This is a genomic window from Rhodobacteraceae bacterium Araon29, assembly GCA_039640505.1.
Lineage (GTDB): Bacteria > Pseudomonadota > Alphaproteobacteria > Rhodobacterales > Rhodobacteraceae > CABZJG01.
In genome coordinates this window covers 456,031-482,858 of sequence record CP046865.1, presented here as the reverse complement: position 1 = coordinate 482,858, position 26,828 = coordinate 456,031, and the positions used below count along the sequence as shown (strand labels likewise).

25 protein-coding genes are annotated in these 26,828 nt (G+C 53.5%); 16 read left to right on the top strand and 9 right to left on the bottom strand.

The genetic code is table 11. The features are described 5' to 3' along the window. Positions 1-81 precede the first annotated feature (81 nt). Positions 82-2,967 carry a DNA polymerase III subunit alpha gene (dnaE, locus tag GN278_02140; protein ID XAT62502.1) on the top strand — a complete coding sequence of 962 codons (2,886 nt, stop codon included), beginning with the start codon at positions 82-84 and terminating at the stop codon, positions 2,965-2,967. 68 nt (positions 2,968-3,035) lie between these two features. Here dnaE and GN278_02135 read toward each other — a convergent pair whose 3' ends face one another. Next, positions 3,036-3,950, bottom strand: a complete 915-nt coding sequence (locus GN278_02135) for a hypothetical protein (protein XAT59725.1) — start codon at positions 3,948-3,950, stop codon at positions 3,036-3,038. Between the two features lie 474 nt (positions 3,951-4,424). On the opposite strand from GN278_02135, the gene GN278_02130 reads away from it, so the two are divergent. Continuing rightward, positions 4,425-4,994, top strand: coding sequence for a DUF899 domain-containing protein (locus GN278_02130; GenBank protein XAT59724.1), 570 nt, complete (start codon positions 4,425-4,427; stop codon positions 4,992-4,994). 27 nt (positions 4,995-5,021) lie between these two features. On the opposite strand, the gene GN278_02125 is transcribed toward GN278_02130, so the two are convergent. Further along, the gene (locus GN278_02125; GenBank protein ID XAT59723.1) at positions 5,022-5,669 is read right to left on the bottom strand and encodes an RNA pseudouridine synthase; all 648 of its coding nucleotides are present in this window, start codon (positions 5,667-5,669) and stop codon (positions 5,022-5,024) included. Between the two features lie 145 nt (positions 5,670-5,814). On the opposite strand from GN278_02125, the gene GN278_02120 reads away from it, so the two are divergent. From GN278_02120 to GN278_02085, 8 genes are read left to right on the top strand one after another with little or no spacing between them, the layout of a single operon-like run. Then, positions 5,815-6,387, top strand: a complete 573-nt coding sequence (locus GN278_02120) for a helix-turn-helix domain-containing protein (protein XAT59722.1) — start codon at positions 5,815-5,817, stop codon at positions 6,385-6,387. Between the two features lie 4 nt (positions 6,388-6,391). Beyond that, positions 6,392-7,012, top strand: a complete 621-nt coding sequence (locus GN278_02115; GenBank protein ID XAT59721.1) for a LysE family transporter — start codon at positions 6,392-6,394, stop codon at positions 7,010-7,012. Positions 7,013-7,015: 3 nt separating this feature from the next. Continuing rightward, positions 7,016-7,405 (top strand): GFA family protein, encoded by a 390-nt coding sequence (locus tag GN278_02110; protein ID XAT59720.1) that lies wholly within the window; start codon positions 7,016-7,018, stop codon positions 7,403-7,405. Further along, entirely contained in the window at positions 7,405-8,022 is a 618-nt protein-coding gene (locus tag GN278_02105; GenBank protein XAT62501.1) for a LysE family transporter, read from the top strand. Before GN278_02110 ends, GN278_02105 begins: the two co-directional genes overlap by 1 nt. A gap of 14 nt (positions 8,023-8,036) precedes the next feature. Then, positions 8,037-10,481 (top strand): FAD-dependent oxidoreductase, encoded by a 2,445-nt coding sequence (locus GN278_02100; GenBank protein XAT59719.1) that lies wholly within the window; start codon positions 8,037-8,039, stop codon positions 10,479-10,481. A 2-nt stretch (positions 10,482-10,483) separates the two neighbouring features. Continuing rightward, positions 10,484-11,554, top strand: a complete 1,071-nt coding sequence (locus tag GN278_02095) for a zinc-binding dehydrogenase (protein XAT62500.1) — start codon at positions 10,484-10,486, stop codon at positions 11,552-11,554. Further along, the gene (locus tag GN278_02090) at positions 11,551-12,447 is read left to right on the top strand and encodes a homocysteine S-methyltransferase (protein XAT59718.1); all 897 of its coding nucleotides are present in this window, start codon (positions 11,551-11,553) and stop codon (positions 12,445-12,447) included. Before GN278_02095 ends, GN278_02090 begins: the two co-directional genes overlap by 4 nt. A 10-nt stretch (positions 12,448-12,457) precedes the next feature. After that, positions 12,458-14,905, top strand: a complete 2,448-nt coding sequence (locus GN278_02085) for an FAD-dependent oxidoreductase (protein ID XAT59717.1) — start codon at positions 12,458-12,460, stop codon at positions 14,903-14,905. Positions 14,906-14,940: 35 nt separating this feature from the next. On the opposite strand, the gene GN278_02080 is transcribed toward GN278_02085, so the two are convergent. The 3 genes from GN278_02080 to GN278_02070 form a co-directional block, all read right to left on the bottom strand. Further along, a complete protein-coding gene (locus tag GN278_02080; GenBank protein XAT59716.1) occupies positions 14,941-15,678 on the bottom strand; it encodes a hypothetical protein in 738 nt (245 codons plus the stop codon). A gap of 274 nt (positions 15,679-15,952) precedes the next feature. Next, a complete protein-coding gene (locus tag GN278_02075) occupies positions 15,953-16,942 on the bottom strand; it encodes a zinc-binding dehydrogenase (protein ID XAT59715.1) in 990 nt (329 codons plus the stop codon). A gap of 16 nt (positions 16,943-16,958) precedes the next feature. After that, the gene (locus GN278_02070) at positions 16,959-17,666 is read right to left on the bottom strand and encodes a COQ9 family protein (GenBank protein ID XAT62499.1); all 708 of its coding nucleotides are present in this window, start codon (positions 17,664-17,666) and stop codon (positions 16,959-16,961) included. Between the two features lie 90 nt (positions 17,667-17,756). Between GN278_02070 and rpsU the strand changes: the two genes are divergently transcribed. Together rpsU and GN278_02060 are read left to right on the top strand one after the other, a co-directional pair. Then, positions 17,757-17,963 carry a 30S ribosomal protein S21 gene (gene rpsU / locus GN278_02065; protein XAT59714.1) on the top strand — a complete coding sequence of 69 codons (207 nt, stop codon included), beginning with the start codon at positions 17,757-17,759 and terminating at the stop codon, positions 17,961-17,963. Positions 17,964-18,148: 185 nt separating this feature from the next. After that, the gene (locus tag GN278_02060) at positions 18,149-19,072 is read left to right on the top strand and encodes a pyridoxal-phosphate dependent enzyme (GenBank protein ID XAT59713.1); all 924 of its coding nucleotides are present in this window, start codon (positions 18,149-18,151) and stop codon (positions 19,070-19,072) included. Positions 19,073-19,105: 33 nt separating this feature from the next. On the opposite strand, the gene ppk2 is transcribed toward GN278_02060, so the two are convergent. Continuing rightward, positions 19,106-20,020: a polyphosphate kinase 2 gene (gene ppk2 / locus GN278_02055; protein ID XAT59712.1), complete on the bottom strand. Its 915-nt coding sequence runs from the start codon at positions 20,018-20,020 to the stop codon at positions 19,106-19,108. A gap of 295 nt (positions 20,021-20,315) precedes the next feature. On the opposite strand from ppk2, the gene GN278_02050 reads away from it, so the two are divergent. The 3 genes from GN278_02050 to GN278_02040 all read left to right on the top strand — a co-directional run bounded on the left by GN278_02050 (position 20,316) and on the right by GN278_02040 (position 22,946). Further along, a complete protein-coding gene (locus GN278_02050) occupies positions 20,316-21,419 on the top strand; it encodes a mandelate racemase (GenBank protein XAT59711.1) in 1,104 nt (367 codons plus the stop codon). Between the two features lie 9 nt (positions 21,420-21,428). After that, positions 21,429-22,454, top strand: coding sequence for a hypothetical protein (locus GN278_02045; GenBank protein XAT59710.1), 1,026 nt, complete (start codon positions 21,429-21,431; stop codon positions 22,452-22,454). Between the two features lie 129 nt (positions 22,455-22,583). Continuing rightward, positions 22,584-22,946, top strand: coding sequence for a hypothetical protein (locus tag GN278_02040; protein ID XAT59709.1), 363 nt, complete (start codon positions 22,584-22,586; stop codon positions 22,944-22,946). A gap of 36 nt (positions 22,947-22,982) precedes the next feature. On the opposite strand, the gene GN278_02035 is transcribed toward GN278_02040, so the two are convergent. Beyond that, a complete protein-coding gene (locus GN278_02035) occupies positions 22,983-23,441 on the bottom strand; it encodes a winged helix-turn-helix transcriptional regulator (GenBank protein XAT59708.1) in 459 nt (152 codons plus the stop codon). A gap of 135 nt (positions 23,442-23,576) precedes the next feature. On the opposite strand from GN278_02035, the gene ald reads away from it, so the two are divergent. Continuing rightward, a complete protein-coding gene (gene ald, locus GN278_02030) occupies positions 23,577-24,701 on the top strand; it encodes an alanine dehydrogenase (protein ID XAT59707.1) in 1,125 nt (374 codons plus the stop codon). 10 nt (positions 24,702-24,711) lie between these two features. On the opposite strand, the gene GN278_02025 is transcribed toward ald, so the two are convergent. Together GN278_02025 and GN278_02020 are read right to left on the bottom strand one after the other, a co-directional pair. Then, positions 24,712-26,265: a hypothetical protein gene (locus tag GN278_02025; GenBank protein XAT59706.1), complete on the bottom strand. Its 1,554-nt coding sequence runs from the start codon at positions 26,263-26,265 to the stop codon at positions 24,712-24,714. Positions 26,266-26,370: 105 nt separating this feature from the next. Beyond that, entirely contained in the window at positions 26,371-26,823 is a 453-nt protein-coding gene (locus GN278_02020) for a YtoQ family protein (protein XAT59705.1), read from the bottom strand. Positions 26,824-26,828: the final 5 nt, after the last annotated feature.

Here is a 26,828-nt window from a genome sequence, read left to right as displayed (position 1 = left end):
AAAACGGATTTTAACCCAATTCAATACCCTATCCAAAAGAATCAGTAGTAAAGAACAAAACAAGAACATATAATCTTGTCTATGTTTGTTGAGCTCTCTGCCACTTCTAATTTTAGCTTTCTCAAAGGCGCCTCGCATCCCGAAGAATATATCGCGCGGGCTGCGCTTTTGGGCATGCCGGCGCTTGCTATTGCTGATGAAAACTCGGTGGCTGGCATTGTACGCGCGCACAGCGAAGCGCGCAAGATCGCGCGGCTGGTAGCCGCGCGGCAAGCCGCGCCCGAGCATGGACCACCGCGCCCGGCACATATTGCGCCGCCGCCTTCTGCAGATGTTACAAATATCCCCCGCCTGATCCCGGCCGCGCAGCTGATCTTTCAAGACGGTATCATCCTGACCGCCCTGACGCAAAACCGCTGCGGCTGGGCAAACCTGTGCCGTTTGATATCAAAAGGCCGGCTGCGAGTGGACAAAGGCCACTGCCAGCTGAGACTCAGCGACCTTAACGATCAGGCAGAAGGGCTGGTGTTTTTGCTGCATCCGCCGCACGCGCTGCCGATTGCCGGCGGCGTGGAAAAATGGTGGGGCGCCGCACAACAGCTGGCTCGCCGCCTTGGTGGGCAGATCTATCTGCTCATGTCCCCCTGCTATGACGGGCAGGACCAAACCCGGTTTGATCACATAGCCGCCGCCGCAGAAACGCTTGGCCTTGAAACAATCGCCAGCGCCCAGCCCTTGATGCATCATGGCCGCCGCCGCAGGCTAGCCGATGTGCTCACCGCCATTCGCACCGGCACACGTATCGATCAACTCGGCAGGGCAGCGCTGACCAATGCCGAACAGCGCCTGCGCTCTGAGACCGAAATGCAGCGCCTCTTTACCACTCATCAGGATGCCGTGAACCGCAGCGGCGACTTGGTGCAAACCCTTACCTTTAGCCTCGATGAGCTGCGCTATGAATACCCCGCCGAGCTGAGCGGCAATGAAACCCCAACAGAGCGGCTGAAGCGTCTCGCCTATGCAGGGCTCAACTGGCGTTATCCTGATGGTGCGTCTAAGCGGGTGCGCGCAATGCTAGAGCATGAGCTGCAATTGATCGCCAAGCTGAAATATGAACCCTATTTCCTGACCGTGCGCGATATTGTGAAATTCGCCCGGGACAGGGGCATCTTATGTCAGGGGCGCGGCTCCGCGGCCAATTCGGTGGTGTGCTATGCTTTAGGGGTCACCTCGGTCAGCCCCGAGATTGGCACTATGGTATTCGAGCGCTTTGTCTCTGAGGCCCGGGACGAGCCTCCCGACATTGACGTTGATTTCGAACACGAGCGCCGCGAAGAGGTGATCCAGCATATCTACGCACGCTATGGCCGCCACCGCGCCGGGCTCTGCGCCACGGTGATCCATTACCGCGGCAAACGCGCCATCCGTGAGGTGGGGATGGCCATGGGGCTTTCTCAGGACTCGGTGGCCGCGCTTTCTGGGCAGCTTTGGGGCGGATTTGGCAGCCGCGCCACACACCGGCAGCGGCTAGCCGAAGTGGGGCTTGATCCGGATGACCGGCGGCTGGCGCAAACCTTTGAGCTGATCCATGAGATTATCGGTTTTCCACGCCACCTAAGCCAGCATGTGGGCGGCTTTATTATTACCGAAGGCCGGCTCGACGAGCTGGTGCCCATTGAAAACGCCACAATGCAGGACCGCACGGTGATTTGCTGGGATAAGGACGACATCGACGCGCTGGGGATCCTTAAGGTCGATGTGCTGAGCCTTGGAATGCTCACCTGTCTGCGTAAATCCTTTGATCTGATGCGCTCACATCTGGGGATAGATTATTCGCTGAGCTCTCTGCCGCCCGAAGACCCCAAAACCTATGATATGCTGTGCCGCGCCGACAGCGTCGGGGTGTTTCAGGTGGAAAGCCGCGCGCAGATGAATTTCTTGCCCCGCATGCGGCCGCGCTGCTTTTATGATCTGGTGATCGAAGTGGCCATCGTGCGCCCCGGACCGATCCAGGGCGATATGGTGCATCCCTATATCCGGCGGCGCAACGGCGAAGAAGCGGTTGCGTTTCCCTCGGATGCACTGGGCAAGGTTCTGGGCAAAACCTTGGGCGTGCCGCTGTTTCAGGAACAGGCGATGCAGATCGCCATCATCGGCGCAGGCTTTACCCCCGATGAGGCCGACCGGCTGCGCCGCTCCCTTGCCACATTTAAAAAACACGGCAATGTCAGCGAATTTAAAAACCGCTTTCTGCGCGGCATGCGGGGTAACGGCTATGACGACGATTTTGCACAGCGCTGCTTTTCTCAAATCGAAGGCTTTGGCTCTTACGGGTTTCCCGAAAGCCACGCGGCCAGTTTTGCGTTTCTGGTCTACGCCAGTGCCTGGATCAAATGCCACCATCCGGGAATTTTTGCCTGCGCGCTGCTCAATTCCCAGCCCATGGGGTTTTATGCCCCGGCCCAGATTGTGCGCGATGCGCGCGCGCATGGGGTCGAGGTGCGCGGCATAACTATCAACGACAGCTATTGGGACAATGTGATGGAACCGGACGGGCGCGGCGGACTGGCGCTGCGGCTCGGGTTTCGCCAGATCAAAGGCCTACGCGAAGATGATGCGGTCTGGATCACTGCTGCGCGCGGCAATGGCTACCGCTCGGCCGAAGATGTCTGGCGCCGTGCTGGAACGCCGCCAGTGGTTCTGGCGCGGCTGGCCGAGGCGGATGCCTTTGCCGATCTGCGCCTAAGCCGCCGCGAAGCGCTGTGGCAGGTCAAGGCCATCACCGCCGAAACGCCCTTGCCGCTGTTTGCCAGTGATATGGACGGCGAAGGCATTGATGAGCCGGCCGCACATTTGCCGAAGATGAGCCTTGGCGAAGAAGTGGTCGAAGACTATGTGTCCATGCGCCTTAGCCTGCGCGCGCATCCGGTCGCGCTGCTGCGCCATATTCTTACGCCGCCGCTGTAGGTTTCTGATTATTAATCAGAAATTACCAAAAACTATCCTCGCGACAAAGCAAATTTCAATAGCTCGAACTACTTCTCTCCGGCGATTGTGACCCCTTGGAAAAGCATTTTCTGTCCATCTGCTTTCCCTTCACCCCAGATATTTGCACCAAGCTCTTCTCCTTGGGGTCCAAAAAACTGGCCATCAAGTTCGGCATTGCTAAAGGTGATGCTTTTAGGGTTACTACCACTCGTAACCACATTAAGATCCCCGTCAAATGCATTGCCTTCAATTTTGGTTGATGGCAATTCCATGGTGATTTTAGGGGTAGAAAACGTAGAATTACCGGTTGGGGTGATTATCGGGTCAAATACGATTGATCCATTGATTGTTCCAGCCCCAAAATCAACATTAAATTGCGATGTGCCCCCGGTGAAGGCAGCCTCAGATTGGGGATATCGAATTGCGATAGCTGATCCCCCTTCAAAGACTGCTTTTGCAGTTCGGGATACAATCGTTTCTGGCGCAGTATTGAAACCGACTAAAAAGGAACCGCTATTAAAATCAATGTTATAAACATTTTCAACATACCATAGGCCGGTGACGTAATTGTATTCATTATTGAACAATATATTCGCGCGAGCCTCTCCGCCACCAAAGAGGGTAAAATATCCAATCTCAGTTTCGTATACCAAAATGTGGCTTTTCTCATCCAATTCAATTTGCATAACGAAATTGGAGGCAGCATACTTGAGTTGCTTAACTGTGATGTTTGAAAATTCTCGGCTTATTTTAACCCCTTCCCCGGTTCTTTTCCAAACGAAGCGTGGGGCTCCGGTCACTGTAAACTCCGATCCCGTCTGCCGTTTGTCGCCCTCTTTGGCATAGCCGGTTGCCGAAATAGCAGGTTCGCCTCCGGCAGATGATATTTTGGGGGCATCAGCCCCAACGCCGCTACAGGCTGTGAAAATACTCACAGCGACCAAGCCAAATAAATTTTTCACCCCTAAATTCCTAAAATATATTTTTCATTTCAAACATAATTTCACTAAATAAAAACAATAATATATAAAATATTGGGTTTAATTCACCCATGAATCTTGAGGTGATCATAGCTGACATCGCATGAATTTGCCACGCAATTGATCCGCATCGCTGTTCTTAGAAGGTCCCATGAAAATCTAATGGGCTTATATATGACCAGCTCTTCCGAAAGGTGCTGATAGGGTTCCAAGTTGAACATGATACTGACGACCAGACTTTGGTGAACGGATCAAAAGCCCGGTGGGTATGCTGCCAGCAGCACTAAGGTAAAGCCGCCCACGACCCCGACTTGACCGGGGGTACACTCTTATGCTCTTTTGGCTGTATTCTTTAATTTAGCTTCAGCCCATGGGTGTGCGTTTTTCCCGGTTTCTTCAAAGCACACCTACAAAAGCCGCCCCTGTCATAGACAAAACTGCGGCGAAAGGACGATTATGACCAAAGACGTTTTACGAAGCGACGTACGGTCGCTTGAACTGCAAATATTCAAACTTAATGAGCTTTACGTATCCATGCGGGCCCACGCCTTTGGCTTTGAGCTTAAAAACCGCACCATACGGGATCAAAGCGGCGAAATTGATATCGCGTCCTTGTTTTCCAAAGGTCAGGACAATTTGGTGTTTATCGTCAATATGCACGTGTCCTGCATCTATTGCATGTCCTATGCCGACGGATTTATGGGCGTTCCAAACCACTTGGGCGATGATGCCGCGCTTGTGCTTTGCTCGGGCAGCCCGCCAGAAGAAATCAATGCACATAAAGAAAAAAGAGGCTGGCCATTTGACTGCTATTCTTTCGTCTCAAACGATCTGCCCAAAGAGCTTGGGCTATATAGTGACGACAAAGGCATTCTGCCGGGCGCGGCCGGGTTTACGCGGCAGGGTGATAAGATCACGGTTGCTTCGGTGAATGATTTTGGCTGCGGGGATATATTTGCCCCGGCGTGGCACCTGCGCGCACTGATCGATCCAAAATGGGTGGAGCTTGAGCCAAAAACGCTTTGAGGCATTGCGCCTAAAATTACCAACCCTCTAAAAAGGCGCTTTGGCGCGGAACTTCATGCCGCGGCCGTTTTCGGGGTGGTTGAGGCGCAGCTCTTCTGAGTGCAGCATCATCCGTGCATGCGCATCTGCGGTTTCCGGTGCATAAAGCGGATCGCCCAGAATAGGATGGCCGATGGACAGGCAATGCACCCGCAGCTGATGCGAACGACCAGTTTTGGGCGTCAGGCGCAGACGGGTTTCACCGCCGCCGGTTTTGATCGCTTTCCATTCCGTAACCGCAGGCTTTCCGGTTTCATGGCACACCATCTGACGCGGCCGGTTGGGCCAATCGACAATCAGCGGCAAATCAATTTCACCGGATTTTTCCACCAACTCACCCGCCACACGCGCCACATAGGTTTTTTTCGTTATGCGGGTTTCAAACTGCATCGACAGATGCCGCTGGGCATGGGCGGTCAGTGCAAAAACCATCACGCCGGATGTATCGCGGTCCAGCCGGTGCACCAGCAACGCATCGGGAAATGCCAGCTGAACACGGGCCAGCAGGCAATCGGCCAGATCCGCACCGCGCCCCGGCACCGACAAAAGCCCAGCGGGTTTTTCAACCGCCACCAGCTCGCGGTCTTCGTGCAAAATACTCAAAGGGCCAGAGGGCGGATCATAGGGTGTCTGCATAGGCGCGGTGCATAACGCGATGGGGCGGCGCTGTCTATCCCGACCGCTTGCATCTCACCGATTTGAACGCATGAAATTTTACTTGATTTTTTCACCGACTCACGTCACCGTGAAAAAAATAGCTCAAATTTCATGAAAGACCTCTATGTCCGCCCTAGACCTTACCCTGCTTGACAGCCTTGGCGCCGATCTGCGTTCGCTGCGCAAAGCGCGTGGGCTGACGCTGAATGATCTGGCCGAGGCGGTGGGGAAATCTGTCGGCTGGCTGTCGCAGGTCGAACGCGATCTGTCAGAGCCGTCCATCAATGATCTACGCGATCTTGCCAAAGCGCTTGATATTCCCATGTCGATGCTCTTTGGCCAAGCCAAAGCTGCCCCGCACGAGGCCGGTTTTGTGGTGCGCAAAGGCGCCCGCCGGCCCATCGGATCAAATGAGGCAGGGCTGGTAGAAGAGCTGCTGTCCCCCGATCTGACCGATGATTTCGAAGTGGTGCATTCCACTTTTGAGCCGGGCGCACAGCTTGAAACGCCGGTCACCCGCCCAACGCAGGAAGTGGGCTATCTAATCTCTGGCCAACTGGACATCACAATCGCCAAGAAAACCTTTACCATTTACCCCGGCGATAGCTTTCGCATTCGCGGCGAGCCGTTTTTATATGCCAACCCCTATCAAGAGCCCGCCATTGCGATCTGGGTGATCGCACCGCCGGTGTATTAGCGCCATGAGTTGGGAGGCATGGATCATTTTCGCCAGCTTCTGGGTGCTCTTTGTCACTACCCCGGGGCCAAATGCTGTGAACTGCATCACAGTGGCGATGGCCTATGGGTTTCGGCGCGCGCTGATCTGCGTTGCGGGCATCCTAACCCAAGCGGCGCTTTTCCTCACCCTGTCGGCATTTGGCGTTACTGCACTGATTGCCGCCTCACCGCTTGCCTTTTTGGTACTGAAATGGATCGGTGCGGGATTTTTGATCTATCTCGGCATCAGAGGTTGGCGCAGAGCAGGCCAGCCAGAGGCATCAGAAGTGCCCGAGGCCCAACAGCTCTATCTGCGGGCCTTTATGATTGCCGCAATCAACCCCAAATCAGTCGCCGGATACCTGGCTGCCTTTAGCCAGTTTATTCAACCCGGCATACCCGTTTACACGCAGATGTGGGTGATTATGCCCACCGCGCTTGGCCTGACCACCCTAAGCTATGTCAGCTATTGCGCGCTTGGGGCTGGTTTAGGGCGCGCGGCGCTCAGCGTGATGTTTAATACTTATTTGCGCCGTATTCTGGCGGTTTGTTTTATAATTTATGGCCTATTGCTGGGCACATCTCATTTATCAAAAGGAGCATAGGTTATGGCGATTAAGGGATCTTGTGAATGCGGCGCGGTAATGTTTGAGCTTTTCGGCACGCTGCGGGATGTTATCGGCTGTCATTGCACGCAATGCCGCAAAACCTCGGGTCATTATTGGGCCGCCACCTCAGTGCTTAAAGAACAGTTGAAGCTGGTGCGCTCAAGCGGCTTAAAATGGTACCGCTCTTCGGATAAAGCGCGGCGCGGCTTTTGCACCGACTGCGGATCCAGCCTGTTTTATGAGCTGGACGGCGAGCACCGCACCGCAATTGGGGCCGGCACGCTGGATAGCCCCAATGGGCTGAAAACCATGCGGCATATCTATGTGGCAGATAAAGGCGCCTATTATTCAATCACGGATAATACACCGCAGTTTGAGGTGGGCTCATGATGGTGTTTGGCCTTTTTGAACCTCATGTTCTCTTAACCTTTCTGGGCGCAGGCATAGTGCTTAACCTGACACCCGGCGCAGATGTCGCCTTTACGATGGCTTCCGGCCTCAGGGGCGGCAAGCGCGGTGGCATCGCTGCGGCAATAGGCATAACCACAGGCAGTTTGGTGCATACCATCGTGGCCGCCTTTGGCCTTGCGGCGGTCTTTGTCACCTACCCCCTTGCCTTTGATACCGTCCGCTATCTGGGTGCAGCCTATTTGCTTTACCTTGCATGGCGGGCTTGGACACAGCTCGTCACTGTTGCAAAACCAAAGGGTGCACCCACCGCTAAACAGGCAATAACACAAGGGTTTCTAACCAACATCCTGAACCCAAAAGTTGCGCTTTTCATTCTTGCTTTTCTACCTCAGTTCACAGACCCCCAAAACGGCCCCGTCTGGTTGCAAATGCTAATCCTCGGCGGGCTGTTTTCGTCGACAGGCATTATCGTAACGATCACTTATGGGCTTCTGGCAGGGACGCTGTCAGACAAGCTTCACAGCTACCAGCGTCCATTCAACAAAATCACGGCACTCATCTTTGGCGGTCTCGCAGCCCGCCTTGCTTGGCAATAGGGAGATAAAATACCATGGCAGATATCCCATCTACCGCACGCGTTGTCATAATAGGGGGCGGCGCTGTCGGCGCGTCCTGCCTCTATCATCTGGCCAAGGCCGGCTGGTCCGATTGCGTTCTGCTGGAACGCAATGAGCTGACCGCCGGCAGCACATGGCACGCGGCGGGCAATGTACCGACGTTTTCCACCTCATGGTCGGTGATGAATATGCAGCGCTATTCAACCGAGCTGTATCGCGGGCTTGGCGCGGCGGTGGACTATCCGATGAATTATCATGTGACCGGCTCGATCCGGCTGGCGCATTCCAAAGAGCGGATGCAGGAATTTGAACGCGCCAAAGGCATGGGCCGCTCGCAGGGGATGGACCTTGATATCCTTGCGGTGGACGAGATCAAAAACCGCTATCCTTTTATTGAAACCCATGATCTGCACGGCGCACTTTATGATCCCAATGATGGCGATATTGATCCGGCGCAGCTGACCCAGGCATTGGCCAAAGGTGCACGTGATCTGGGGGCAAAAATATTGCGCTTTACCCCCGCAACAGGGGTCTCGCGCGAGAACGGCGAATGGATCGTCAAGACCGATAAGGGCGATATCCGCTGCGAATACGTGGTCAACGCAGCCGGTTATTACGCCCAGCGCGTTGGCGAGTGGTTCAAACCCTATGGCGGGCGCACGGTGCCAATGATGGTGATGAGCCACCAATACATGCTCACCGATGAAATTCCTGAACTTGAAGCCTGGAGCGCCGAGCAGGGTCATAAACTGCCACTGCTACGCGATGTGGATAGCAGCTATTATCTGCGTCAGGAAAAGCACGGGCTCAACCTCGGCCCCTATGAGCGGAACTGCAAAGCCCATTGGGCCAACCCCTCTGATCCGCTGCCCGAAGATTTTAGCTTTCAGCTTTATCCAGACGATCTTGAGCGGCTTGAATGGTATGTCGAAGACGCCATGGCTCGGGTGCCGCTGCTGGGCACTGCGGGTGTGAACAAAGTCATCAACGGCCCGATCCCCTACGCGCCCGACGGAATGCCGCTTATTGGCCCGATGCCCGGCGTGCCCAATGCGTTTGAGGCCTGCGTCTTTACCTTTGGCATCGCGCAAGGCGGCGGCGCCGGAAAAGTGCTGGCCGAATGGATCACCGAGGGTCAAACCGAATGGGATATGTGGTCCTGTGATCCGCGCCGCTATACCGATTACACCGATCATGACTATTGTGTGGCCAAAGGCATGGAGATTTATGGCCATGAATACGCCATGCACTTCCCCTGGCATGAATGGCCCGCAGGACGCGACAAGAAACTTTCACCTGTGCATGACAAAGTGGTCGAGCTGGGCGGGGTCATGGGCGCCTATAACGGTTGGGAACGCGCCAACTGGTTTGCCAAACCGGGCGATGACACATCCGAAGAAACCACCCAGACATGGAACCGCGCTGGCCCATGGGAAGCGCGCATCCGCGAAGAATGCGAAGCGGTGCGCGATGCTTGCGGGGTGCTTGATCTACCAGGGTTTTCCCGCTTCTGGCTGCAGGGCGACGGCGCCGACGACTGGCTGCGCGGCTTTTGCACCGGCGGCATACCCAAAGTGGGCCGCATGAACCTGATCTATGTCTCGGACGCGCGGGGGCGTATTTTGACCGAATTATCCTGTATCCGTCTTGGTGAGGATAACTTCGTGCTGATCACTGCCGCCACCGCCCAATGGCATGATGGCGAGTTGATCCGCAGCTCTGTGCCGGGCACTGTGACAGTGCGCGAAACCACAACCGAGCGCGATACCTTAATCGTCACCGGCCCCACCGCGCGCGATGTGCTGTCGGGGATCACCGATGCCGATCTATCGCAAGGCTGGCTGACCCATCAGTTTGCCACGGTTGCAGGTCAAAAAGCCTTTTTGATCCGCGTCTCGTTTGCCGGCGAGCTCGGTTGGGAAATTCATGCAGAAAATGCCGCCATGCCGCCGATCTATGATGCGGTTCTTGCGGCAGGGGCAAAACCTTTTGGCATGTATGCCCTGAATGCGCTGCGGATGGAAAAAGGCTACCGCACATGGAAAGGCGACCTGTCCACTGACTACACACTCTTTGAGGGCGGGCTTGACCGGTTTGTCAAACTCGACAAACCGCAGGATTTCAACGGCAAGGCAGCGCTGCAAAACGAACGCCAGCAGGGCAGCAAAAAGCGGTTTGTCACGCTGATCGTTGATGCCGGAGACTGCGATGCACCCTATATGTCCACGCTGTGGCACAATGGGGATGTGGTCGGTGAAACCACGTCTGGCGCTTGGGGGTATCGGGTCAATGCCAGCATCGCACTTGGCATGTTGCACGGTGATCTGGCTGTTCCTGGCACCGAAATAGAGGTCGAGATTTACGGCCAGCGCTGCAAAGCCACAGTTCAGGCAGATCAGCCGCTATGGGATCCTGACAATGCCCGATTAAAAGCATGAGCTTGCCGCGCATCATGTCCGGTGTTTACCTGACCCGACACGGCGGGCCAGAGGCGCTTGAGATGCGGCATGATATTGCGGTGCCCGCCGCGGGCAAAGGGCAGGTTTTGGTTCAGGTGCTGGCTGCAGGAATAAACAACACCGACATCAACACCCGGCTTGGCTGGTATGACCGCGAGGTCACCACAGCCACCGATGCGGTGCCGCAAAAGACCGCTATTGAGGCTGGCGGATGGGGCGGTGCGCTCACATTTCCACGCATTCAGGGCGGCGATATCTGCGGCCGCATTGTGGCACTTGGCGCAGAGGTAGATGATTTTCACATTGGGCAACGCGTCACCTGCCCAATCAACATTCCACGGCCAAGACCTGAGAACAAAAGGGCTTATGAGGTGCTCGGCTCTGAGCGTGATGGTGCGTTTGCTCAATACTGTGTGCTGGACGCAGTTGATCTTTATGATGTGAGTGCCGCACCGCTCAGCGATATCGAGATTGCCGCTATCCCCTGTGCCTATGGAACGGCCGAAACCCTTTTAACCCGCGCAGGCGTGAGCAAAGATCAACACGTTTTAATCACCGGAGCGTCGGGCAATGTCGGATTGGCAGCGGTGCAATTGGCAGCGCTGCGCGGCGCTAAGGTCACCGCGCTTGCAGCGCCGCAAAAGGCCGCCGCCGTGATCAGCGCAGGGGCCTCTACCACCCATGGCCGCGATGCAACCTTGCCCGAGGGACAGTTTGATGCCGTCATTGATGTGGTTGCCGGCCCTATCTGGCCGCAGCTGATTATGGCACTGCGCCCAGGCGGGCAGTATGCCGTCGCAGGGGCAATTGCCGGGCCGGTCGTACCTGCCGACCTGCGCGATATTTATCTGCGCGATATTACTATTCACGGCTGTACCTTCCAGCCGCCCGAGGTATTCAGGCGGCTCATTGATTTGGTCAATCAAGGACTGCTTTGCCCGATGATTGCAAAAACATATCCCCTATCAAACATCACACAAGCACAGGCCGATTTTGTGGCTAAAACCCATGTCGGCAAGCTTGTGCTTATACCTGAGGACCCGAATAAATGAGCGAAATTTCATTACTAGACGGTTCAATCGGCCAAGAACTGGTTAAACGTGCTGGCAAAGCGCCTACCCCGCTATGGTCGACAACCGTAATGATTGATCAGCCTGAAATACTGCGCGATGTCCATGCCGAGTATTTCAATGTCGGGGCAAGCGTTGCCACCACCAACACCTATCCGGTGCTGCATGACCGCTTGGTACGGGCGGGTCTGCAAGATCAGATCGAAACGCTCTGGGCGCAGGCGGTCAAAAGCGCGCGATCCGCACGCGACGCCCATGGTAGCGGCAGAATTGCAGGATCAATTGGGCCATTGGTTGCCTCATACCGCCCGGATATCTGTCCGTCGCCTGCCGAGGCCGAGGAGCTTTATAGGGATGTTGTCGCAGCGCTGGCGCCCCATGTGGATGTGCTGCTGATTGAAACCATGTCCTCGGTGGATCAGGCCGATGGCGCGCTGCGGGCCGCCATGAAATCCGGGCTGCCCGTATGGCTCGCCGTTTCAGTAGAAGACTTTGATGGCAGCAAGCTGCGCTCGGGCGAAAATCTTGCGGATTTGGCACCTGTGCTAAACCGCCATGATACTGACGCGATACTGATCAACTGTTCGCGGCCCGAAGCGGTGTCGACCGCGGTCGACATTGCCGCCCAGTTCGGCCGGCCGTTTGGGGCCTATGCCAATGGGTTTACCAAGATTAGTCAAGGGTTTTTGCAAGAAGCCCCCACCGTGGATGCGCTGCAGGAACGCAGTGACTTGTCCCCTGCCGCCTATGCGGATTTTGCCATGGGCTGGATAGACCAAGGGGCCACAATCGTTGGCGGTTGCTGCGAAGTTGGACCAAACCATATTGCGGAACTGGCCGCGCGGATAACCGCCGCAGGGCACCAGATAGTATAGAGGTAAGATCATGAAAAACCTACCTAAACAGGCGCGTGTTGTCATCATCGGGGGCGGTGTTGTTGGTTGCTCGGTGGCCTATCACCTGAGTAAACTGGGATGGAAAGACGTGGTTTTGCTGGAACGCAAACAGCTGACCTCGGGGACCACGTGGCATGCGGCAGGACTAATCGCCCAGTTGCGGGCGACTGCCAATATGACCAAGCTGGCGAAATATTCCCAAGAGCTTTATGGATCGCTCGAGGCGGAAACCGGTGTGGCGACAGGGTTCAAGCGGGTTGGGTCGATCACCGTGGCCCTGAGCGAGGAACGCAAGGAAGAAATTTTCCGCTCCGCCGCCATGGCCCGCGCCTTCGGCGTTGATATTGAAGAAATTTCTGCCCAAGAGGTCGGCGCGCGCTATCCCCATTTGAACCTTGAGGGCGTCAAGGCGGGTGTGTTTCTGGATAAGGACGGCCAAGGCGATCCGGCCAATATCGCACTGGCGCTTGCCAAAGGCGCGCGGCAACGCGGCGCTTTGGTGCAAGAGCGGGTCAAGGTCACAGGGATTGCGCGTAACGGCCGCCGCGTCACCGGTGTTGACTGGCAGGCCGAAGACGGCAGCAATGGGCATATCAGCTGTGATATGATCGTAAATTGCGGCGGCATGTGGGGTCATGAGGTTGGCCGCATGGCAGGGATCAACGTACCGCTTCATGCCTGCGAACATTTTTATATTGTCTCTGAACCGATTAAGGGATTGAGCCAGCTGCCAGTTCTTCGGGTACCAGATGAATGTGCATATTATAAAGAAGACGCCGGCAAAATGATGCTGGGCGCGTTTGAGCCAAATTCAAAACCCTGGGCGATGGACGGCATTCCCAAAGACTTTGAATTTGACCAACTGCCCGAGGATTTTGACCACTTTGAACCGATCCTAGAAATGGCAGTAAACCGGATGCCAATGCTGGGCGAAGCCGGCATCCATACGTTTTTCAATGGACCAGAAAGCTTTACCCCCGATGACGCCTATCATCTGGGACTGGCGCCTGAGATGGATAATGTCTGGGTCGCGGCCGGCTTTAATTCGATAGGTATCCAATCGGCGGGCGGCGCGGGCATGGCGCTAAGCCAATGGATGGACGGCGGCGAAAAACCGTTTGATCTCGGCGATGTTGATATCACCCGGATGCAGCCGTTTCAGGGTAATAAAAACTATCTCTATGAGCGTTCAAAGGAAACTTTGGGTCTGCTTTACGCCGATCATTATCCTTATCGTCAAAAAGCCACCGCACGCGGCGTGCGGCGCACGCCGTTCCATATCCAGCTTGCCGAAAAAGGCGCTGTTTTCGGCGAACTTGCCGGTTGGGAACGGGCAAACTGGTTCGCGGATGAGGGCCAAGAACGCGATTATGAATATTCATGGAAACGGCAAAACTGGTTTGAAAACGCTGCCCGTGAACACCGCGCCATTCGCAGCACTGTGGGGATGTATGATATGTCCTCCTTTGGTAAAATCAGGGTCGAGGGCCGCGATGCCGAGGCATTTTTGAACTATGTGTGCGGCGCAGACCTGTCCGGCCCAGTGGGCAAAATCACGTATACCCAATTCCTCAATAAAGCTGCCGGAATTGAGGCCGATGTTACGGTTACGCGGCTTTCTGAAACCGCCTATCTGGTGGTCACACCAGCCGCGACACGCCTCGCGGATGAAACCTGGCTGCGCCGCCACATGGGCGAGCATAATGTGGTGATCACCGATGTGACCGCATCCGAAGGCGTTTTGGCGGTAATGGGGCCAAATGCGCGGGCCTTGATGCAAGCGGTGTCGCCCAATGACTTTAGCAATGCGGCCAACCCCTTTGGCACCATGCAAGAGATCGAGATTGGTATGGGCCTCGCACGGGTGCATCGGGTCAGCTATGTGGGTGAGCTGGGCTGGGAAATTTATATCAGTAGCGATATGGCCAGTCATGTTTTTGAAACGCTTTATGAAGCCGGCGCAGATCATCAGATGAAGCTTTGCGGAATGCATGTGATGGACAGCTGCCGCAGCGAAAAAGCCTTTCGCCATTTTGGCCATGATATCACCTGCGAAGATCATGTGCTTGAGGCAGGTCTGGGCTTTGCGGTCAAAACCGCCAAACCCGACTTTATCGGCCGCGATGCGGTGCTACGTAAAAAAGAAGCCGGGCTTGATAAGCGCTTGATGCAATTCAAGCTCACCGATCCTGAGCCGCTGCTCTATCATAACGAGCCGATTTTGCGCGATGGTGAGATTATCGGCTATGTCAGTTCGGGCGCTTACGGCCACCATTTGGGCGGCGCAATGGGCATGGGATATGTGCCCTGCGCGTCACAAACGGTGGAACAATTGCTGGCTTCGAGCTATGAAATTGATGTGGCGGGCACGCGCATCAAAGCAGAGGCTTCGCTAAAGCCGATGTATGATCCAGCTTCATCGCGGGTTAAAGTGTAATTCTAAGCGACCTAAAAGTACCTATGGCCGCTCACCTAGGAAATGACATTCTGGTTGGATTTGGAATAATCACCACGAAATGCATAGTTACCATGATGCGTAATTCTTGATGCGCCATCCACCCAGATTTTGCCACCACAGCCTTGCACCCATCGTTTGCAAAAGCTCTGATCCTCACCCAACAAAGCTTGGTTTTCTTCAGTTGGTAAATGTGAGAAAAAATCAGCAAACCGAGGAGCGTCCTGATATATTTTAAACGTGCCTGAGCGCGGCAAATTCTGTGCTACACCCTCTTGTACCATTTTTTCCGGAACCTCACGCTTCAAAAGGCTAAAACCACCCGCGATTGTAGCCGTAGTGTGAAAACCATCTTTTTGATCTGCTGGTATTTCTGTATTTGGGCCCAAGCCTTTTGCGAGCAAATAATGCATGGCGCGAGAAACGGTGTCATGGATCATTTCTAATTCGCTACGATCCTTTGGGGTCTCTTTCTGCCCTTTCCAAAGAGCTTTCATAATCCCATCCGTAAATCGCCGGTCAGGGTAGACTGCCGCGACAAACTCTTCATCAAAATCAAATAACCGGTAAAACTGCTCGGGTACGAAGGACAAGTCGCTGTCAATAAATAAGCCATGGCTAAACTTTTCATGGGATAAAAAATATGACATCAGGTAGTTCCGCGACATCACAATATCTGAAAACTCAACCGTTTTCATAGCAAAGGCTATGTTTTTTGTTTTAAGGCTCTGGGTTAAGCCAATTATTGATTTCATGAACTCCGTGTGAACCATCCCGGTATTTGGGACCATTATCAAGAGGCAGGGCTTTTTCATATACTCATAATCCAGTTAAAATGCATTGATAAAAGCGGACAACTTTAAATGTTCCCGCCAGCAAATAAAATTAGCCCCAAAATATTGCTTCAAAACTAAAGCAAAATTATGGCATTTGTGTATTAACAACAGTTATCTGAATATAAAAAACGTGAAGAAATTGGTCTTTACTTCCTCTGGCTTGTTAAAGAGAAAAAAACACACCTAAAGGTTGTCACTCTCCAGCAACCTCTAATACGATCTTTCCAATATGGGCGCTGCTTTCCATGCGGGCGTGGGCCTCAGCAGCTTGGGTAAGATCAAAGGTGCTGTCGATGACCGGATGCAACCGGCCCTGATCCAAAAGCGGCCAGACGTTTTTAAGCAGCTGCTCAGCGATAGTGGCTTTGGCAAGGTCAGATTGCGGCCGCAGCGTGCTGCCGGTGATGGTTAATCTGCGGGTCATCACTTGGGCAAAATTCAACTCAACCTTTGAACCTTGCAAAAAGGCAATCTGCACCAGACGGCCATCATCGGCTAAGGCGCGGATATTGCGCGGGATATAATCACCCCCTACCATATCCAATATCAAATTGGCGCCGCCCTCTTCTTTGATTGCTTCAACAAAATCATCATTGCGGTAATTGATTGCCCGCTCGGCGCCAAGTGCGGTGCAGGCATCACATTTTTCCGCCGATCCAGCGGTGGCAAAGACCCGCGCGCCAAAGGCAGAGGCAAGTTGAATGGCCGTTGTCCCAATACCGGAAGAGCCCCCATGCACCAAGAACCGCTCGCCAGCTTGCAAGCCGCCGCGCATGAACATATTGGTCCAGACGGTAAAGTATGTCTCGGGTAGGCAGGCAGCAGAGCGCAGATCCAACCCCTGTGGGACCCGTAGACAATGGGCCGCAGGTGTGGCGGCATATTCAGCATAGCCGCCGCCGGGCAAAAGGGCGCAGACCGTATCACCGATTTTCAAGTCGGTCACACCGCTGCCCACGGCGGCCACAGTGCCAGAGGCTTCAAGACCGGGCAGATCACTGGCGCCTTTGGGCGGATTATAAAGCCCCGCGCGCTGCAATGCATCGGGCCGGTTTACCCCAGCATAGGCCAGTTTGAGAACCACCTGCCCATGGGCAGGCGTTGGAACCGGACGCTCGCACAGGCTTAGCACCTCGGGGCCGCCCGCTTGGCTTATTTCGATCGCCCGCATAGGGTTAGTCATTTCAACGCCTTTAATTTCAATTACGCCACTGCCCCGGCAAAGTCATTCCCGGCTTTGTCGAAGGTGCTTTTATTTTGCTGGCCAACCAAAGTGGTCCGGCCAGCAATTGCTTAAACGCCGCATTTTTGTTGATTTCGGCTTTTGCCTTTTCAAACTGCATCACATTGTCTATGCGGCGATCCAGAAAATCCCATGTCGCCTGTTGCTCAAGGCTATCATCACCCAGCCAATATAGGATGCAAGCGCCATAGACCGCGCTCAAACTGGCGCGTTTAGTGTACCAGTTTATATCGGCAGAGGTATCTTCGAGATAGTTCCAAATTGCATCGCTTGTGCCCCAAATCAAGCTCGCGCCTTCGAGCGCGTTTTGCGGCAATGAAAACAACGTCGATCCCCGCCTAACAGCTTCTTTATCGGAAATAACCTCAATCCGCGCCCGCACTGCCGCCGTGACCTTTTCGCGAAACTTCAGGCCCGATAAATCCATGTCATCCAATTGTCCTTGCATCGCCTGATCACCCGCTTGATGAAACATGACAGCCAAATCCAGCGCCCCTCGGGGGCATTGAATACGGGCAATTGATGGGTCTATCCCGCAGTCATTGCAGGCCGCCTGAAAAGAGATCTGCGACCAGCCGTCAAAGGGCACGTGCTGCAAAATCGCCTCTAACAGCTTTGCATTTTCATCTTGATGCGCATTTTGTGTCAAATCCAGTCTCCTTATATCGCCACTAGACAAGGGTAGCGCGTCTTGCTATTAGGCCAACTCCTGCAACTTTATGCAACTTTAAACTAGAAAGGTGGTGACAACCACATGCAGGTTAGTGTTCGCGACAATAATGTCGATCAGGCGCTTCGCGCCCTGAAGAAAAAGCTACAACGCGAAGGCGTGTTTCGTGAAATGAAGCTCAAGCAGCATTTCGAAAAACCGTCTGAGAAAAAAGCGCGTGAAAAAGCTGAAGCGATTCGTCGTGCCCGCAAGTTGGCTCGTAAAAAGGCCCAACGCGAAGGCATGAGCTAAGTCAGGTTCAAAACCTAGATGCAAAAACCTCCAGGATATTTCCATGGGGGTTTTTTGTTGCCTAATGCAGTGCCCTAGATGCCGCCCGTCATGCCCGCTCTGGTGCCCAAAGCCTTATAGGCCATTGTTTGCGTATAAGAATTTGGGTAAAGAAATGGGAAACCACATAGAGTTGAGGCAATAGTATGACCGACTGGCATCACGAGATCAGCGCCGCAAGCGCCCGTATCAATGGCCATGTGCTGCGCACGCCAACAGCAGTGATCGCCGGGCTTGGGCTTTCACGGCCGATCGAAGTGAAATTCGAACAGATGCAGCATACCGGAAGCTTTAAGCCCCGCGGCGCGTTCAACACTCTGTTGACAAAAACCCCGGGACCGGCAGGGCTTGTAGCCGCCTCTGGTGGAAATCATGGCGCAGCGGTGGCCTATGCCGCGCAGCAGCTTGGGCATCCAGCCCGTATTTATGTGCCAGAAATTGCCGGGCCCTCAAAAATTGCTTTGATCCGCGATCTTGGCGCGGATTTGCAGGTTGTTCCCGGTGCCTATGCAAATGCCTTTGAGCAAGCCTTGGCATGGGAGGCGAAAACCGGCGCAGAGCAGGTTCATGCCTATGACACAGTGGCAACGGTTGCCGGTCAGGGGTCATTGGCCTTTGAGTGGGAAGATCAGGGATTGGCCGCCGACACGATTCTTGTGGCTGCGGGCGGCGGCGGGTTAATCGCAGGTGTCGCCGCTTGGCTAAACGGCCGGCGAAAAGTGGTCTCTGTCGAACCTAAAACCTGCAGTGCTTTGAACTCTGCGCTCAAAAACGGCGCGCCCGTCGATGTGGACATTTCAGGTGTTGCCTCCAATGCCCTCGGGGCCAAGAGCATTGGGCAGATTTGCTTTGATGTAGCGAAAGAAACCGCCATGCAATCGGTTCTTGTCGAAGATCAAGCAATCACCGAGGCGCAAAGATTGCTTTGGAAAGCGCATCGCCAACTGGTGGAACCGGCTGGCGCGACAGCATTAGCGGCCTTGACCAGCGGCGCATATACACCTGAAAAAGATGAAAAAATTGCGGTATTGGTCTGCGGTGCAAATATAGCGCCCGACCCTTTTCAATAGGCAATGCCCAACGCCAGTCGAACTTCCGATACCTCAATAGACTTTTGGAACATATAAATCATCAGGCAAAAAGCGGCGTTCATAATCAGGATTAAAGACCCGCTCGGGCAGCGTGACCTTGTCAGAAGGCACTTCATCATAAGGTATTTTGCTCAGCACATGTTCGATACAGTTTAGCCTTTCACGGCGCTTGTCATTGCCTTCCACAATATACCAAGGCGCCTCATCTATGTTTGTACGGGCAAACATTTCTTCTTTGGCTTTGGTGTATTGTTCCCACCGTATCCGGCTTTCAAGATCCATTGGCGAAAGCTTCCATTGCTTCATCGGATCATGAATGCGGGTCAGAAACCGCAGTTGCTGTTCTTCATCCGTTATGGAAAACCAGTACTTCAGAACGATAATGCCGGACCTTACAAGCATACGTTCAAATTCTGGAACATCGCGAAAAAACTGCTCGACCTGATCTTCGGTGGCAAACTCCATGACCCGTTCAACGCCTGCACGGTTATACCATGAACGGTCAAACAGAACGATTTCACCGCCAGCGGGCAAATGCGGCACATAGCGTTGAAAATACCATTGCGTTTGCTCGCGCTCTGAGGGTTTGGGCAAAGCCACAACACGAGCCACACGCGGGTTTAGGCGTTGCACAATCCGCTTGATCACCCCTCCTTTGCCGGCACTATCGCGGCCCTCGCAGATGATAAGCACCTTTGAGCCGGTGGTTTCAACCCAGTCTTGCAGTTTGATCAATTCGATTTGCAAACGGAGAAGGTTTTCATAATAAGTTCTACGGCCGAGATCACTTGGCTGTTTTTCTTTGTAGACTTTGCGAAGTTCATCGCTCAGCATCGGCTCGCTGAACTCGTTTTCAAAAAGGTCATCAAGTGTTTCTTCCATCTCAGCGCTAAGCCAGCTCTCTGAAGTAGGGGACTCTTTGACCATTTATTTATCCTTTTAATTGCATAGGCTATGTCTATGAATCACTCTGTTGTGACAGTTTTGCGTCGCAGGCATCCCATTACAAGCCGCCGTTCCAAAGAGCAAAATTTTAATGATCCAAAGACCATATCACCACACAGATCAGGATGCAAACTGGTTGGCAATTGGCTGCCCTATTGGGGCTTTGAGCAAAATAGAGCCGCGTATAATCTAGAACATTAACGTGCAGGGACGGTCTTTTTTATCGACAGTCTTTGAACTTCAACTTACGGTTTTGAGTACCGCACAGGAGGGTGAGATGAAAATCACGCAGATCAGCGCATGGCAAGTAGATCTTCCATTAAAGGAAGGCCGTTACAATTGGTCCAATGGCAATTCGGTTTCGGTTTTTGACAGCACCGTGGTTGAGATAAAAACCGATGAGGGCCTGTGTGGTTATGCCGAATGCTGCCCGCTTGGATCGGCCTATTTGCCATCCTTTGCCCGCGGTGTTCGGGCCGGTCTTGCCGAGCTTGCGCCGCATCTTATCGGCTGCGATCCCACAAATATTCAGCTGATCAATCAGGTGATGGATGATGCCTTGCGCGGCCATCCTTATGCAAAGGCCCCGATAGATATTGCCTGCTGGGATATATTGGGCAAGCATTCGGGTCTTCCGGTTTACACCCTTCTTGGCGGGGCAATGCAGGAAGACGTAGCGCTATACCGTGCAATTTCACAGGAAAGCCCTTCGCAGATGGCGGAAAAAATTTCTGGCTATAGCGCTGAGGGTTACACAAAATTTCAGCTCAAAGTGGGCGGGGATGCAACAGAGGATATCGAGCGTATCCATGCAACCCGCGCAATATTAAAGCCAAGCGATATATTGGTTGCAGATGCCAACACAGGTTGGAGCAAGCATGACGCGGCACGGGTGGTGAACGCCGTGGCTGATTTAGATGTTTACATCGAACAGCCCTGCCCGAGCTATGAAGAAAGCCTATCGGTTCGCCGGCGCACCACATTGCCGTTTGTTTTGGATGAGGTGATCGACGGAACATCCTCGCTGGTGCGCGGGATATCCGAGGACGCAATGGATGTGATCAACCTCAAAATTTCCAAAGTTGGCGGTTTGAGCCGTGCAAAGCTATTGCGCGATCTTTGCGTCGAAGCCGGTATACCCATGACCATAGAAGACACATGGGGCGGCGATATAACCACCGCTGCAATTGCCCATTTAGCACGCTCGACACCGCAGAAGTTTTGCTTTTCAGCAACCGACTTTAACAGTTACGGAACGGTTTCAATTGCGGCAGGTGCGCCGCAGCGCGTGAACGGAAAAATGACCGCCAGCGATGCCCCAGGGCTTGGGATCGAGCCTAATTTCGACGTACTCGGCAAACCCGTCCTAGCCGTAAGTTAAAGGCAGCCCATGCACAGTAAAACCTCAATCGAAGTGATCTCGGCCCATGCCGAAGGCGAAGTGGGCGATGTCATCATCGGCGGCGTAGAGCCGCCACCGGGTGATACCCTATGGGCGCAAAGCCGGTTCATCGCCCAAGATCAGAAATTGCGCAATTTCATGCTCAATGAACCGCGCGGCGGTGTTTTTCGTCATGTCAATCTGCTGGTGCCGCCCAAAAACCCCGAGGCAGATGCCGGTTTTATCATTATGGAACCCGAAGACACGCCGCCGATGTCAGGATCAAATTCCATCTGCGTTGCAACCGTGCTGCTTGAAAGCGGCCGCCATCCGATGCGCGAGCCGGTCACCGAACTGACGCTTGAAGCCCCCGGCGGCTTGGTGCGCGTCCGCGCCGAGTGCCGTGATGGCAAAGCCGAGCGGATCACGGTTCAAAACCTGCCGTCCTTTGCCCATAGGCTGGATGCAGACCTTGAAATTTCCGAACTGGGCAGCCTATCCGTGGATACCGCCTTTGGCGGTGACAGCTTTGTGATTGTGGATGCGGCCGCTTTGGGCTTTGACATTGTCGAAAGCGAAGCCCGCAATCTGGCCAGACTGGGCAATAAAATCACTCAAGCCGCAAATCAACAGCTTGGGTTTGAGCACCCCGAACTGCCCGACTGGACGCATATTTCGTTTTGCCTTTTTGCAGGGCCTCTTGAACAAACGCCCGATGGCCTTTCGGCGCGCTCGGCCGTGACAATACAGCCCGGTAAAATTGACCGCTCACCCACAGGCACTGCGGTGTCGGCGCGAATGGCGGTGCTGCATGCACGCGGCCAGATGCAGCAGGGGCAAAGCTTTGAAGCCCGATCCATTATTGGATCACGCTTTAGCGGCCGGATTGCCGAGACCCTTCAACTTGGTGGTCACTCTGCGATTATTCCGGAAATATCAGGGCGCGCGTGGATCACCGGGCACCACCACCATTGGCTTGATCCCAGCGATCCATGGCCAGAAGGCTATAAACTAAGTGATACCTGGGGGGTTTAAAAAGCATGCGGGCCCCACAAATTTGCGCAGTAGCGCCCATATGTTTGTAGGTCAAACCACCTTTCCAAACCCTGTGATTTAAAATCGCACTTCACAGAAGGGGTTGATTTGTTATGCTGGGGCAAAGTTTTGAGGGTTGTTATGTTTGGTTTGGGTAAGAAAAAGAAATTCGAACAGCATCAAAGACTGCTGTATCAATGTCAGCGCTTTGGCGAATTTGCACTGGAGTTGGCAGAAGAAAACGCCGATGCGGATCAGATCGAATTCTGGCAGGCAAAACTTGGTAGGATTACCAAAGTGCGTGACGGAAGTCTGCGCAAAGACGGCTTAATCGATAAAAACGATGAGTTCTTTCTCGATGCTTTGCGAGATAAATGCGAGGATATGTTCTACAAGACCGAGCTTTCAAAGCAGCAGTCTTTCGACGACAGCTTTGCCCCCGACGAAGGCTGGGAGGCCTATCTTGAGGATGTCAAAGAGAAACTAGGATAATCCTGAAAAGCCTCATCCTTGACGCACTTTGAAGTATCAAAGCGGCAGGGCCGTAGTTTTAAAAACTGTGCGCAACGCAAACGATGACTGCATTTGGGCCACCCCGGGCAACCGCGTCAGATATTGGCGATGAATACGGGCAAAATCTTCGGTATTTTCGGCCACCACTTTCAAAATATAATCCGCCGTGCCTGCCATTAAATGGCATTCAAGCACATCAGGAATACGTGCCACGGCTTTTTCGAAGTTTTCAAGCACTTCATCGGCCTGCGCTGAAAGAGTGATTTCCACAAAAACTGTGGTTGGCACTTCAAGCTTACGCGGATCAAGCAGGGCCACATAGTTTTTGATAAACCCGTCTTTTTCAAGCCGCTGAACCCGCCGGTGACAGGCCGAAGCCGATAGATTAACCTCATCGGCAAGGTCGGCGTTTGAAATGCGGCCACTTCGTTGAAGAACATTCAGGATTCGACGATCAATCTGATCTACTTTCATTTTACGCAATAATCCACATTTTTTCGAGTATATCCAACAATATCATTCGAATTTACTTCGTCAATACGCATGAAATTCTCATAACATTGTTTGGAAAATACGCCATCCTTGCGGCAGTAAAAGGAGGAATACAAAATGCATGTCGGGTGTCCAAAAGAAATTAAATCACAAGAGTTTCGGGTTGGTATAACCCCCGCTCTGGCGCAAGACCTTGTCGCGCGCGGCCATTCAGTAACAATTGAGGCAGGCGCCGGTCTTGGTGTTGGGTACTCAGATGTGGCCTATCAGAACGCCGGGGCCACGATTGCCAATACTGCTGCGGAGCTTTTTGCCAGCAGCGAAATGATCGTCAAAGTCAAAGAGCCGCAAGCGGTCGAGCGCAAAATGCTGCGCGAAGGGCAACTTTTGTTCACCTATCTGCATCTAGCCCCCGACGCCGATCAAACCCATGATCTTTTGGCCAGCGGCTGTACTGCAATTGCCTATGAAACCGTAACCGATGCGCTCGGCGGATTGCCTTTGCTTGCACCGATGTCCGAAGTGGCCGGCCGTCTGGCCCCGCAAATGGGCGCCTGGACCTTGCAAAAAGCCAATGGCGGGCGCGGTGTTCTGCTGGGCGGTGTGCCCGGTGTTGCCCCCGGCCGCGTTCTAGTGATCGGCGGCGGTGTGGTTGGCACCCATGCAGCGCGGATTGCCGCCGGTATGGGCGCAGAGGTCACAGTTTTGGACCGTTCTCTGGAACGGTTGCGGTCTCTTGATGATAGCTTTGGCAATTTGTTCCGCACCGGCTATTCCAGTCCGGCGGTCACTGCCGAACTGGCGGCTGAGGCTGATATGATCATCGGGGCTGTATTGATCCCCGGAGCCTCTGCGCCAAAGCTGATTAGCAAAGATCAGCTTGCAACATTGAAACCGGGCGCGGCGTTGGTTGATGTCGCCATTGATCAGGGTGGGTGCTTTGAAACATCCCGCGCCACCACGCATGATAACCCGGTTTATGATGTGGATGGCATTATGCACTACTGCGTGGCCAATATGCCCGGCGCTGTCGCCCGCACGGCCACCCAAGCGCTAACCAATGCCACATCGCCGTTTGTGATTGCGTTGGCAGACAAAGGCTGGATGCAGGCCTGCGCCGATGATCCACATCTGCTCAACGGGCTGAACATTCATGCCGGTCAAGTGACCTATGCAGCGGTTGGAGAGGCGTTGAGCCTGCCCACCGTGGCACCAAGTTTACAGCTAAAATCGGCCGCCTAACGTTGGGCGGTTAATTTCGGTCCATCCAAACCATTAGAGCGTCAGCTTGCGCCTGCGCAAGCTGGCCGTTCCAATCAATGGTATCGGCAAGGTCTTTATCCGTTCCCAAGGCTTCTATTTTTGTCATGATAGAGGCCGTACGGCGATCGCCATTAGCTTGCGCCAGGATCGCCCAGAAATAAGCTGCAAGATAGGATTTGCGCATGCCTTTGCCATTCATGCTGGCGACGGCATAGCGGTAGTAATCCGCAGGCTCTACAGCCGCAACCGCTTTATTGAAATCAATCATACCGTCACCCTGCATCGCCAGCACATCGCTGAGATCAAGATAGGGCTCTGCCACATTTAAGATATTCACTGATTGTGCGCTTCCAGTTGCTGAATCTTGCAAGGCAAATTCATACGCGAGCGTATAGTTCTGTTTTTCCAGATAATGTTGGGCAAGGGTGTGGGAAATTCCGTTAGCGCCTTGAATGGCCAGATAATTAAGTATCTTCAAACCAATGGCTTCGTTTCGTGGATACCCTTTTCCGGTAAGAAACCCTTCGCCAACATGCATTAACATCTCGTCAGAGTAATTGGAAAAATTCCCATATATAATAGATTTGATATCCTGAGCAGGCATAAGCTGTGATCGCCTTATCTCACCAGCATATATGTTTGGGGAAAGGTAATTAATAAGTTTAGCCGGATCTTCCAGCACATCTGGGTCCAATAAAATACCATCTGCAGTGGTGATATTCGACCGAAGGGTGATCTGGGTGGGTGACTGCAAAAAGTCCTCCCAAGCGGTTGAAATTTGCCCTAGGAACTTTTGAGATTGGGCATCAGGCTGGCCATAGAACATACCACTGCCTACCATTTCAGCAACATAATCGCCTGCATAACCTGGTTGGGTAAACTGCGCAGGTAATTGAATAGAAGCACTGTCCCAGATACCCTTGTTGAACACAGTCAGTTCTGCCTCATTCAATCGGGCATGAAGCGGGGTGTAGCCATCAATGATTGAGAAATAAGGAAAGCTCAGATGCAGTGTAAATCCAAGCGCATCGGCCAATTCACCATGCACGGAAAGTGTCGCACCGCCGCTTGGATAATCATAGGAAATCTCAACCTTGGCACTGGGCACGACCATCGTGCTAACGCCTGCCATCGCCAGCATGCCGCGGGCCTCAAAAGGTAGGCAGGTCGGCGCAAGCCGCAAGTCATCGAGCCCAAATTCAACCGTATCTCTGGTCACATGGCTCGCTGTTGAAGAGGAAAAGGCAATATGTCCAATGGCAAGACTACAACCACTCATGCCTTGATGCGGTAGTGGTTCAACCACCAAATCATTGATCGAAACCGTGCTCAAAGTTTCATTGAATGTGATGCTGTCATATTCGATCTCTGCCTGTGTTCGCGCGGCGGACACTGCCACTTCAAATACTCTATTGGATAATTGGTTGATCAGCTTTGAGGGGTCAATCAAAGGCTCAGCAGTTAATGCCGCAAGCGGAGACATAATCCCTGCCCCGAAAATCATGGCCCCTATAACACCAGCCAGTCCTAACGTGTTCGACATCTTTTCACTCACTACATTTGCACCAAAGTAGGATAGCTATGAGATTTTATTGGTCAAGTCCGACAAATTACGGATTTGCAAAAGGCTTTTCAAAAGTATTTAAAATCAACGCTCTGGCAAAGCACCGCTAAGGACATAGGTCAGAATTTCAACCACTTGTTGCGGGGTTTCAACAACAGCAAGCGCAGCGGCATCGACCTCTTTAAGCGCGTGCTGGTGATCTGCGCCGTGCATGATCACCAATGATTTGCCCAGCGCAGCGGCATAGCCTGCATCAAAGGCGGCATTCCATTGTTTGTATTTGTCGCCAAAACGAACCACAATAATATCGGCCTGCTCGATACCCCGGCGGGTGCGAATGGCGTTCAGTTTTGCGCCTTTATTATCGTGCCAGAATTTATCTGTCTCGGCCCCCATGATTGCCACACCGCAATCATCACTGGCCGCGTGATCGGTCACCGGGCTGTCAAAAACGACTGGCAGGTCTTTGGCGCCTTCGACAATTTGCGCGCGCCAGTCGGTGTGAATTTCTCCAGAAAGATAAACGGCTAGCATAATTGGCC